General features: G+C 71.3%; 10 protein-coding genes. 7 read left to right on the plus strand and 3 right to left on the minus strand.

The window, feature by feature from the left end:
• The first annotated feature begins 205 nt into the window (after positions 1 to 205).
• Both ETD96_RS12075 and ETD96_RS12080 read left to right on the plus strand, forming a co-directional pair.
• Positions 206 to 1117 carry an alpha/beta fold hydrolase gene (locus ETD96_RS12075; RefSeq protein WP_205719224.1) on the plus strand — a complete coding sequence of 304 codons (912 nt, stop codon included), beginning with the start codon at positions 206 to 208 and terminating at the stop codon, positions 1115 to 1117.
• Positions 1118 to 1191: 74 nt separating this feature from the next.
• Positions 1192 to 2586, plus strand: coding sequence for an alanine/glycine:cation symporter family protein (locus tag ETD96_RS12080; protein WP_138636406.1), 1395 nt, complete (start codon positions 1192 to 1194; stop codon positions 2584 to 2586).
• 28 nt (positions 2587 to 2614) lie between these two features.
• Here the strand turns inward: ETD96_RS12080 and ETD96_RS12085 are convergent, their stop codons facing one another.
• The 3 genes from ETD96_RS12085 to ETD96_RS12095 form a co-directional block, all read right to left on the minus strand.
• The gene (locus tag ETD96_RS12085; RefSeq protein WP_138636407.1) at positions 2615 to 3901 is read right to left on the minus strand and encodes a cation:proton antiporter; all 1287 of its coding nucleotides are present in this window, start codon (positions 3899 to 3901) and stop codon (positions 2615 to 2617) included.
• Positions 3902 to 4081: 180 nt separating this feature from the next.
• Positions 4082 to 4744: a potassium channel family protein gene (locus ETD96_RS12090; RefSeq protein ID WP_171068987.1), complete on the minus strand. Its 663-nt coding sequence runs from the start codon at positions 4742 to 4744 to the stop codon at positions 4082 to 4084.
• Positions 4737 to 6101, minus strand: coding sequence for a TrkH family potassium uptake protein (locus tag ETD96_RS12095; RefSeq protein ID WP_138636408.1), 1365 nt, complete (start codon positions 6099 to 6101; stop codon positions 4737 to 4739). Before ETD96_RS12095 ends, ETD96_RS12090 begins: the two co-directional genes overlap by 8 nt.
• Before the next feature lie 304 nt (positions 6102 to 6405).
• Between ETD96_RS12095 and ETD96_RS12100 the strand changes: the two genes are divergently transcribed.
• The 5 genes from ETD96_RS12100 to ETD96_RS12120 form a co-directional block, all read left to right on the plus strand.
• On the plus strand, positions 6406 to 7077 hold the full coding sequence (locus ETD96_RS12100) for a DUF4389 domain-containing protein (protein WP_138636416.1): 672 nt from the start codon (positions 6406 to 6408) through the stop codon (positions 7075 to 7077).
• A 90-nt stretch (positions 7078 to 7167) separates the two neighbouring features.
• Complete coding sequence (locus ETD96_RS12105; protein WP_138636409.1) at positions 7168 to 8208, plus strand: zinc-dependent alcohol dehydrogenase family protein; 1041 nt, start codon at positions 7168 to 7170, stop codon at positions 8206 to 8208.
• 99 nt (positions 8209 to 8307) lie between these two features.
• Positions 8308 to 9141: a universal stress protein gene (locus ETD96_RS12110; protein WP_171068988.1), complete on the plus strand. Its 834-nt coding sequence runs from the start codon at positions 8308 to 8310 to the stop codon at positions 9139 to 9141.
• 30 nt (positions 9142 to 9171) lie between these two features.
• Positions 9172 to 10032: a universal stress protein gene (locus tag ETD96_RS12115; RefSeq protein ID WP_138636411.1), complete on the plus strand. Its 861-nt coding sequence runs from the start codon at positions 9172 to 9174 to the stop codon at positions 10030 to 10032.
• 183 nt (positions 10033 to 10215) lie between these two features.
• On the plus strand, positions 10216 to 10795 hold a 580-nt coding region (locus ETD96_RS12120), incomplete at its 3' end, for a GAF domain-containing protein (protein WP_138636412.1).

The following is a 10795-nucleotide window of genomic DNA, read 5'->3' on the forward strand; positions in this document are numbered from 1 at the left end:
CGGACGACCCCGGAGGCCGACCCGGCTTCCCGGCACTCCAGCCGCCACTGTAGGCGCGCCGCTCCGGACTGCCAACCTGCCCATGACGGATGCTCGCCCATGGTGCACGGCCCGTCCACTGCGCCCGGCGGACCGGGGCTATGGTGCTGCTCGAATCGCCGGTCCGGCCGCCGGGCCAGGGCGCTGCAGTTCGGAAGGGACGCCGGTGGAACGGGCGACGCAGGTGATCACTCTGGCCGATGGTCAGGTGGAGTACCGGCTGGAGCGGCGCGGTCCGGGCGTGGTGCTCATGGTGCACGGAGGGCACATGCGGGCCGGGCTGCCGCTCGGTGAGGACGTGTTCGCCGACGCGGGGTACACGATCCTGGCGGTCTCGCGTCCCGGCTACGGCCGGACGCCGCCGTCCACCGCCGCGTCACCGGACGGTTTCGCCGACGTGGTCGCCGCACTGTGCGCCGAGCTCGGGCTCGGACCTCTCGCCGCCGTGGTGGGCCAGTCGGCGGGAGGACCGACCGCGGTCGCGCTGACGGCCCGCCATCCCGACCTGGTCGAAAGGCTGATCCTGCAAAGCGCCGTGGGAGTGGTGCCCTGGCCCGACCGGCGCACCCGGACGGGCGCCGCCGTCGTCTTCCACCCGCGAACCGAAGCGGTGACCTGGCGGCTGATACGAGCGTTGACGCACCGCGCCCCGGGAACGGCGCTGCGGCTGCTGCTTCCGAACCTGACCGCCCGCCCGGTCGCCGAAGTGCTCGCCTCCCTCACCGACGTGCAACGCGGGGCGCTGCTGGACCTCTTCGGCCGGATGCGCTCCGGCGCCGGCTTCACCGCGGACGTGCGCGCCACGTCCGCCGCAGGCGCCGCCCGCCGGCTCGCCGCCGTGGCCGCCCGGGTCGACCGCCCCACCCTGGTGATCGGCAGCCGCGACGACGGGTCGGTCTCCTACGCCCACGCGCGGTCGCTCGCCGAGGCGATCCCGCACGCCCGCCTGGTGACCAGCACCGCCCCCAGCCACATGATCTGGTTCGGCGGCGACTACCCGGCCATCGCCGCCGCCATCACCGACTTCCTGCGATCCGGGACCGGCCCGTCCGGGGCACCGCGCCCGACGGACCCATAAAGGATCTTCACAAGGCCGAAATGCCGGGTTACGGTCCAGGGAAGTTCCCGAGCCCCTCGCCCCCCGGTGGTTCCATGAAGTCGCTTGAGACCTTCCTGTCCGATGTCAGCACTTTCGTCTGGGGACCGTGGCTGCTGATCCCGCTGCTCCTGCTGACCGGCCTCTACCTGACGATCCTGCTCCGCGGCCTGCAGTTCCGGCATTTCCGGCTGGCCTTCTGGCTGGCGTTCTTCAAACGCAAGGAAGACGACGACGTCCCCGGCGACATCGCGCACTACCAGGCGTTGACGACGGCGCTGGCCGCCACGGTGGGCGTCGGTAACATCGCGGGTGTGGCCACCGCGATCGCGCTGGGCGGGCCGGGCGCGGTGTTCTGGATGTGGTGCACCGGCCTGGTCGGCATGGCCACCAAGTACAGCGAGGCCTACCTCGGCGTGCGGTTCCGCCGAACCGACGCCGCCGGTGAGCAGAGCGGCGGACCCATGCACTACCTCCGGGAGGGCGTCAAGGGGCGCCTCGGCTGGTTCCTGGGCGGGTTCTTCGCGATCGCCGGCGCCATCGCGGCGTTCGGCATCGGGAACATGGTGCAGGCCAACACCGTCGCCGAGAACGTCGAGGACGAGTGGGGCCTGGCGCCCTGGGCGACCGGCGTGATCGTGACCCTGCTGGCCGCCGCCGTCATCCTGGGCGGCATCAAGAGCATCGGCCGGATCACCAGTGCCTTCGTCCCGGTGATGATCGTGTTCTACATCGTGGGCGCCGCCGCGGTCCTGGCCTACGAGATCGAGGAACTGCCCGGCGCGATCGGGCTCATCTTCAGCGACGCGTTCTCCGGGACCTCGGCCACCGGCGGCTTCGTGGGCGCCGGGGTGGCGGCCGCCGTCCGTTACGGCGTCGCGCGGGGCATCTTCTCCAACGAGTCCGGGCTCGGCACCGGCGGCATCGCCGCCGCCGCGGCCAAGACCACGCACCCGGTCCGGCAGGCGCTGGTGTCGATGACCCAGACCTTCATCGACACCCTGGTCGTGGTCAGCTTCACCGCGCTGACGATCCTGGTGACCGACGCCTGGAAGACCGGCGGCAAGGACGAGGCGGCCACCTTCACCGCCCGCGCCTTCGACGACGGCCTGCCCGGCGACTGGGGCAGCGTCATCGTCACCGTGGGCGTGCTCTTCTTCGCCTTCTCCACCCTGCTCGGCTGGTCCTACTACGGCGAGCGCTGCATGGAGTACCTGTTCGGCAGGCGAGCCGTCCTGCCCTACCGGGTCATCTTCATCGTGGCCATCTACGTCGGCTCGGTCTCGACCCTCACCGCCGTGTGGACCTTCTCGGACGTGATGAACGGACTGATGGCGCTGCCCAACCTGATCGGCCTGGTGATCCTGGGGCCGCTGGTCTGGCGGGAGACCCGCGCCTACTTCCAGGACCGGTCGACGGAGGCGAGGTCCACGACCGAGGCCCAGCCCTGACGCCGATGCCGCCGCATGCGGCGCCTGCTCATTCCGGACGTTCGCGGGCGGCGCCGCCGGAGTCCGCCGGCGGGTCGGCCGCGTCCGGTCCCGAGCCGGGGCGGCGGGTCTTCTGCAGGCGTGCTCGCGCTCGACCGTGCCAGGCCGGCACCTCGCGTTCGTCGTCGAAGCTGCGCGCGACGATGATGTCGGTGGAGGAGTGCGCAAGGATCGACAGCGCGATGGTGGCGCCGACGAGGTGGAAGATGTGGTCGCCCGCGGCGATCCCCGACTCCAGTACGAGCAGGCCGTAGACGACCGAGGCGAAGCCCTTGGGGCCGAACCACATCACCGCGGCCTGCTCCCGCATCGTCAGCCGGGAGCGCAGGAACGACACCCAGATCGCGACCGGCCGCGCGACCACCAGCGCGAGGACGGCGAAGGCCCAGCCCGCCCAGCCGACGTCGCCGAGGAACGCCGGGGACAGCAGCGCGCCGAACACCAGCAGCGCGGCGAGCTTGAGCAGTTCGGCGACCAGTTCGCCGAACTGCTCGAACGCCTCCCGGTGCTCGTGCCCGACGGTGGCGACGGTGACGCCCGCGGCGAACGCGGCCAGGAACAGGTTGCCGTGCGTGGCCTGCGCCGTCGCCAGCACCAGCAGGCCGATCGCGACGGCGTTCAGCGGCTCGTACTTGGGCGCGATCGCGAACCACCGGGTCCGCACCAGCATGATCGCGGCCCACGGGATCGCCACCCCGATGGCGAGCCCGCCGGCCAGTTCGCCCGCCAGTTCGCCGAAGTGCAGGTCCTCCTCGCCCTGCGCGATGGCCAGGAAGACCACCACGAACGGCAGGATGAGCCCGTCGTTGACGCCCGACTCCACGTTCAGCAGGTGGCGCAGCCGCGGCGGCACCTTCTCGTTGCCGACGAGCGCGGCCGCGAACACCGGGTCGGTCGGGGTGAGGACGGCGGCGATCAGCAGCGCCTCCACCCAGCCCAGCCCGACGAGGTAGTGCGCGAAGAGCGCCGTGATCCCCAGGGTCAGCGGGAGGCCCCAGCCCAGGGCGCGTCCGGGGAGCCGCCAGGCGCTGCGCAGGTCGTGCCAGCCGGCGTGCATGCCGTCGGTGAACAGCACGGCGAACAGGGCCAGTTCCGCCAGCCGCGACACGATCTCGTCCCCGGGCCGCAGGGAGACCAGGCCGGTGACGCCGTCGCCGAGCAGGAACCCGCCGACCAGGAACAGCGCCGCCGTCGACAGCACGGTCCGGTGCGCCAGGTTCGACACCAGCACCGCGAGCAGCAACATGGCGGCGAAGGCGAGCAGCAGGTTCGTCATGGGGGTCTTCCGGGGTCGGCGACAGTAGCGCCGACCAGACTTCCCGGCTCACCAGGCCACGACACTAACGGGATTCGGAGGCGCTTTCCACGCTCGTTTCCGGTCGCATCCCGCGGGCCCGTCGTCGCGTGCCGCGGCGAACCCGGTCGCACCGACGCCGGTCCCCGGGGATCGGCCTCGTCACCGGCGCTCGGCGAAGCGTTCGGCCTCGGCGATCGTCCCGGCGACCAGGATCACATCGCCGTACTGCAGGACGGTGTCGGCGGTCGCGTAGGTGAACTGCTCACCGACCGACTTCACGGACACCACCGTCACACCGTGCCGGGAGCGCAGGCGGGTGTCTCCCAGCGGGACGCCGACGATGTCGCGCGGCGGATGCGTCTTGACCAGCGCGAAGTTCTCGTCCACCTCGATGTAGTCGAGCATGCGGCCGCTGACCAGGTGGGCGACCCGCTCTCCCATGTCGCTCTCGGGCAGGACGATGTGGTGGGCGCCGATCCGCTCCAGGATGCGCTTGTGCTGATGGGTGACGGCCTTGGCCCAGATGTCGTCGACCTCCAGTTCGGTCAGCAGCGACGTGGTCAGGATGCTGGCCTCAAGGTCGCCGCCGATGGCCACCACCGCGCGGTGGAACTCCGCCACGCCGAGTTCACGCAGCGCCTGCAGGTCCGTGGCGTCCGCGGTGACGACATGGGTCAGCTGTCCCGCCAGGGCTTGGACGATCTTGGGACGGTGGTCGATGGCCAGCACCTCGCTGCCGCGCCTGGCCAGTTCCAGGGCCAGCGCGGTGCCGAACCGCCCCAGCCCGATCACCACGACGGGGTCGTTCCTGTGGTCAGCCAACGATGGGTCGCTCCTCCGGTAGCTCGTAGCGTTGCGCGCGCTCGCGCAGTGCGAGCGCGGTGGCGAACGTCAGCGGGCCGATGCGGCCGATGAACATCAGGCCGATCAGCAGCAGTTGCCCGCCGGCCGGGATGTCGGCGGTGATGCCCGTGGACAGGCCGACCGTGCCGAACGCCGAGGTGACCTCGAACAGCACCTGGTCCAGCGAGTACGAGGTCAGCGTGAGCAGGGCGAAGGTCACACTGGCGACCAGGCCGAGGCTCAGCAGGACGATCGCCATCGCCTGCCGCTGGGTGCCGTCCGGGAGCCGGCGGTGGCCGACGTTCACCCGCGGTTCCCCGCGCATCTCCGCCCACAGCACGAACGCCAGCAGCCCGAAGGTGGTGACCTTGATGCCGCCTGCGGTGCCGGCGCTGCCGCCGCCGATGAACATCAGCACGTCGGTGGCCACCCAGCTCTCCGGCCGCATCTGGGCGATGTCCACGGTGTTGAACCCGGCCGTGCGCGGCATGACCGCCGACGCGAAGCCCGCCAGCCAGCGGGCCGGCGTGGGCAGACCGCCCAGCGTCTCCGGGTTGTCCCACTCGGCGGCCGTCAGGATGAGCATGCCGCCGGCCAGGAGCACCGCCGTCATGCCCAGGGTGACGCGCGTGAGGACCGTCCAGACGCGAGGGCGCCGCCAGTTGCGCGCCAGGTCGAACACCACGGGGAAGCCGAGCCCGCCGACGATGACGGCCGCGCAGATCGCCAGCGTGATCCACGGGTCCGCCGCGAAGCGGACGAGGTTGTCGGGCCACAGCGCGAACCCGGCGTTGTTGAACGCCGACACCGCATGGAAGACCCCCAGGTAGAGGGCACGGCCGACCGGTTCGCCGTAGCCGAGGACCAGCCGGGCGGTCAGCACCGCCGCGATCAGCGCCTCCGAGACCAGGCTGAACACCACCACCTGCCGGACGACGCGCCGCACGTCGGTCATCCGCATGGTCTTGGTCTCGAGCTGGGCCGCCATCCTCGCCCGCAGCCCCAGCCGCCGCGACAGCAGGATCGCGAACAGGGTGGCCAGCGTCATCAACCCCAGCCCGCCCACCTGGATCAATCCCAGGATCACGACCTCACCGAACGACGACCAGTACGACCCGGTGTCCACGGTGATCAACCCGGTGACGCACACCGCCGACGTCGCGGTGAACAACGCGTCCCGCCAGTGCGCCGCGTCCCCGCTCTCGGTCGCCTGCGGCAACGACAGCAGGAGCGTCCCGGCGGCGATCACGACGGCGAACCCGCTGACCACCACCTGCGCCGGATGCTGGAACCGCTCCAGCACCAGCGACCCGCGCGGTCTCCGGACCGGCGACACACGATTCCAACCAGACAGGGCGGCTCCCCAACCAGATCACTTCCGCACCGACCACATACCACCACACCCCACGCCGAACCCGGCAACCGATGGCTCCACCGCCACTCTCGCGCCGCCGGGAAAAGCTGACCGGCTCGGGGACCAGCGCCCCTCAGAGGGCCGAGTGACCTTAGTCCTCAGGGGCATGGACATTTATCCCTACAGCCCGGCGGCCGTGGGGGTGACGCTCGGAGTAGGTGGTGTCCGGCCGTCATCGGGCGGCCGGGGTGCCTGACCGAAGGAGGCCGACGTGCACGGTCAACAGATGCCGGTCAGGGTGGACGGCCGGCTGGACGAGCCGCTGTCGCGGTGGCTGTGGCTGCTGAAATGGCTGCTGCTGATTCCGCACTACATCGTGCTGTTCTTCCTCGGAATCGCGTTCGCGGTGCTCACGGTGGTCGCGTTCTTCGCGATCCTGTTCACGGGCCGCTATCCGCGGTCGATCTTCGAGTTCAACCTCGGGGTGCTGCGCTGGGCGTGGCGGGTGGCCTTCTACGGCTATGGCGCGCTCGCCACGGACCGGTACCCGCCCTTCACGCTGAAGGACGTTCCCGAGTATCCCGCCCGGCTGGACATCGACTACCCGGAGCAGTTGTCACGAGGACTCGTCCTGGTGAAGTGGTGGTTGCTGGCGATCCCGCACTACCTGGTGGTCGCCCTGTTCACCGGTGGCGCCATCGGCGGCGACGACGCGGGATGGAACGCCGTCGGCCTGGTCGGGCTGCTGGTCCTCATCGCCGCCGTCGCCCTGCTGTTCACCACGCGTTACCTGCGCGGCATCTTCGATCTGGTCATGGGCATGAACCGCTGGACGCTGCGCGTGGCCGGCTACGCCTTCCTGATGACCGACCGGTATCCGCCGTTCCGGCTCGGCATGGGCGGTGCGGAGCCGGGCTCCGAGCCGGCGAGCACCGGGGCGGCCGGGCGGGGACGTTAGCGCCCGCGCGCGAGGACGGCGGGCAGCGCCGACGTCGCTCCACCGAACCCGACTTCGAAACTTCAGCCGAACCGATGAAGGAGGCACGTCATGAAGGCGATGGTGTACCACGGCCCCGGGAACAAGGCGTGGGAAGAGGTGCCGGAGCCGCAGATCGTCGAGGACGGCGACGCGATCGTCCGGGTCGACGCGGTGACGATCTGCGGGACGGACCTGCACATCCTCAAGGGAGACGTCCCGGCGGTGACCGACGGGCGGATCCTCGGCCACGAGGCGGTCGGCACGATCGAGGCGGTCGGCCCGGCCGTGCGGACGGTCAAGCCCGGCGACCAGGTGCTGGTGTCGTGCATCACCGCGTGCGGGACCTGCCGGTTCTGCCGCGAGGGCCGGTACGGGCAGTGCCTGGGCGGCGGCGGATGGATCCTCGGCCACATGATCGACGGGACGCAGGCCGAGTACGTCCGGGTGCCGTTCGCCGACACGTCCGTGCACCCGGTGCCCGACGGGGTGCCGGCGCAGGACGTGCTCATGCTGGCCGACATCCTGCCGACGGGCTACGAGGTCGGCGTGCTCAACGGCGCCGTCCGTCCCGGCGACACCGTCGCCGTCGTGGGCGCGGGCCCGATCGGGCTATCGGCGATCATGGGGGCGCGGCTGTTCAGCCCGAGCCGCGTCATCGCGATCGACCTGGCCGACAGCCGCCTGGAGGCGGCCGAGCGGTTCGGCGCCGACATCACCGTCAACAACTCGCGGCAGGATCCGCTCGCGGCCGTCCGGGACCTCACCGGCGGACTCGGCGCGGACGTGGCGATCGAGGCGGTCGGCGTCCCCGACGCCTTCGAGCTGACGGTGGCCCTCGCCCGGCCGGGCGGGCACATCGCCAACATCGGCGTGCACGGCGCCCCGGCCGCGCTGCACCTGGAGGAGCAGTGGATCCGGGACATCACCATCACCACGGGCCTGGTCGACACCTCCTCGACCCCGACCCTGCTCCGCCTGCTCGCCGGACGCCAGATCGACGCCGCGCGCTTCGTCACCCACCACTTCACCCTGGACGAGTTCCCCAAGGCCTACGACGTCTTCGCCGACGCCGCCGAGACCGGCGCGCTCAAGGTCGTCCTGACCCGGTGAACCGGCAAGGGAACCTGCGGTCCCGGCGGTGGCCGCAGGTCCCCGCCTTCGCCGTGGCGTCGGAAATGAATGTGAACGATGACTCAGGAGGGATGGCCGATGTCGTCTCCGATCGTCGTGGGAATCGATGGATCCGCGCATGCGTGGCGGGCGCTGGACTGGGCGGCGGACTATGCCGACCGCCATCGACGACCGCTCCTCTTGGTGCACGGCTCGCGTGCTCTGCTGGACGAGGGGACGATCCCGCCGGACGCGCTGCGCCGCCTGATCGCCGAGCGTGAGGATCTGCTCGGTGAGGCCCGCCAGTACGCGCTGAAGCTCCGCCCGGAGATCAACGTGGAGACGCGTCTGGTTCCGGCCGACCCGGCCCGGGCGCTGGTGGAGGAGAGCGAGCACGCGGACCTGGTGGCGGTGGGTTCGCGTGGCCAGGGCGGGTTCGAGGGCCTGCTGTTCGGGTCTGTCGGCTTGTACGTCGCCGCGCATGCCCGCTGCCCGGTTCTGGTGGTGCCGCGTGCGGCCCCCTACCCGTCCGGCGCTCCGGCGGAGATCGTGATCGGGATCGAGGGGTTGGACGACGAACGGACCTCCGTCGGATGGGCGTTCAAGGAGGCCGCCTCGCGCGGTTCGCGGATCCTCGCCCTGCACGCGGTGGGCGGCGAGTTCTCGCCGCGCCGCCGGGTGATCGAAGACCTGGAGCTGTCGGAGTCCCTAGCCGGTTATCGCGAGCGGTATCCGGACGTCGCGATCGACCAGCTCGTCTCCGAACGCACTCCCGCCCGGGCGCTGGTCGAGGCGTCCGAGAACGCGGCACTGGTCGTGGTGGGGGCGCGGCGTAGGCGCGCCCCTTTGGCCGGAATGGTGCTGGGCCGGGTCAACCACACAGTGCTGCACCACACACGATGCCCTGTCGTCGTCGTGCCCGACAGCGACTGAGGTCGTCGCAGGCCATGTGAGGAGCTGACCATGTCCGATCCGATCGTCGTCGGCGCTGACGGCTCGGTGCCGTCCGAGCGCGCTGTCGCATGGGCGGCCGATGAGGCGGCCCGCTACGGGCGTGACCTGAGAATCGTGCACGCCATCGAGAAATGGCCTTTCGACATCCCGCTGACCGCCGCGCCCGGAGAGATCGGTTCGCTGTCGCGCGCCGGCGGTGAGGTGCTCGCCGACGCCGAGCGCGTCGCGCACGCCCGCCGCCCCGAGGTGCCGGTGAGCGCCGAGCTGGCGTCCGGACGCACCGTGCAGGTGCTGGCCGAATGGTCCAGGGAGTCGTTCGAGCTGGTGGTGGGGCACCGCGGCCTCGGCGGCTTCACCGGGCTCCTGCTGGGGTCGGTCGGGCTCGGAGTCGTCCGGAACACCGCCTCCCCGGTGGTGCTGGTCCGCGGCGAGCCGGAGGCCGAGCGGGCCGAGATCGCCGTAGGCGTCGGTCTGGGGGACGATTCCGCGACCCTGGAGTACGCGTTCCGGGCCGCCGCGACACGGAACGCGAGGCTGCGCGTCGTGCACGCCTGGCCGTTCCCGGAGGCACTGGACGAGCCGGGGGCCGGGAGCGACCTGCGGCGCATCGAGGAGCGGGCCCGATGGCGCGTCATCGAGGCGCACGCGCCGATGCGCGAACGCTTCCCCGACGTGGACGTGGTCGAGGACATCGTCCAGGACAATCCCGCCGCCGCCCTCGTCACCGCGTCCCGGGACGTCGCTCTCGTGATCGCGGGCACGCGTCCGCGCACGGGACTGACGGCGCCGCGCAGCCACGCCGTGACGCACGCGCTCATCCACCACGCGCACTGCCCGGTCGCGGTCGTCCCCCACACCAACGGAGCCTGAAACCGCCGCGTGGACGGTCGCCCGCGCCTGGCCGAGGCGGCCGGGCGCGCCGACCTGCTGCTGGGGTTGGCCGCGGGAACGGTGCGCCGACCGGTTGAAGAAGTGATCGAGGAGACATGATCGGGCCTCCGGTGCCAGGGTTCCAGAGCTGACATCACCGCTTCCGCCCGGAATACTGGACATATGGTCGACCCACTCCGGGCCGGTGACGATCGGGCCAAGCTCGTGCTTCCGCAGTTGCAGCTTGACGACCTGTTGACGGAGTTGCAGACGCGGTTGGAGGCCGCGCGGGCGACTCGTGATCGTGTGCATGCGCTGCTGGAGGCCGTGGTCTCGATCGGCAGTGAGCTGGACTTGGAGTCGGTGCTGCGGCGGATCACCGAGGCGGCGACGACCCTGGTGGACGCGCGGTACGGCGCTCTCGGCGTCATCGCCGAGGAGGGCGGGCGGCTCGTCCAGTTCATCACGACCGGGGTGGGCGAAGACGAGATCGAGGCGATCGGGCACTGGCCGCACGGGCACGGCATCCTGGGGCTGCTGATCCGCGAGCCGCACCCGATCCGGCTACCCGACCTCGGCGAGCATCGGGACTCCTACGGGTTCCCGCCCAACCATCCGCCGATGCGGACGTTCCTCGGGGTGCCGATCCGCGTCCGGGACGAGGTGTTCGGCAACCTGTACCTGACCGAGAAGGCCGGCGGCGGCGAGTTCGATCCCGAGGACGAGGTCGTGGTGACGGCGCTGGCCACGGCGGCGGGTGTGG

Source organism: Actinomadura geliboluensis (genome assembly GCF_005889745.1).
GTDB classification, from domain to species: domain Bacteria; phylum Actinomycetota; class Actinomycetes; order Streptosporangiales; family Streptosporangiaceae; genus Spirillospora; species Spirillospora geliboluensis.

Excerpts from the sequence above, each read along its gene's own strand:
- ETD96_RS12105 (WP_138636409.1), top strand. The coding sequence starts at position 7,168 with ATGAAGGCGATGGTGTACCACGGCCCCGGGAACAAGGCGTGGGAAGAG.
- ETD96_RS12100 (WP_138636416.1), top strand. The coding sequence starts at position 6,406 with ATGCCGGTCAGGGTGGACGGCCGGCTGGACGAGCCGCTGTCGCGGTGG.
- ETD96_RS12115 (WP_138636411.1), top strand. The coding sequence starts at position 9,172 with ATGTCCGATCCGATCGTCGTCGGCGCTGACGGCTCGGTGCCGTCCGAG.
- ETD96_RS12085 (WP_138636407.1), bottom strand. The coding sequence starts at position 3,901 with ATGACGAACCTGCTGCTCGCCTTCGCCGCCATGTTGCTGCTCGCGGTG.
- ETD96_RS12110 (WP_171068988.1), top strand. The coding sequence starts at position 8,308 with ATGTCGTCTCCGATCGTCGTGGGAATCGATGGATCCGCGCATGCGTGG.
- ETD96_RS12080 (WP_138636406.1), top strand. The coding sequence starts at position 1,192 with ATGAAGTCGCTTGAGACCTTCCTGTCCGATGTCAGCACTTTCGTCTGG.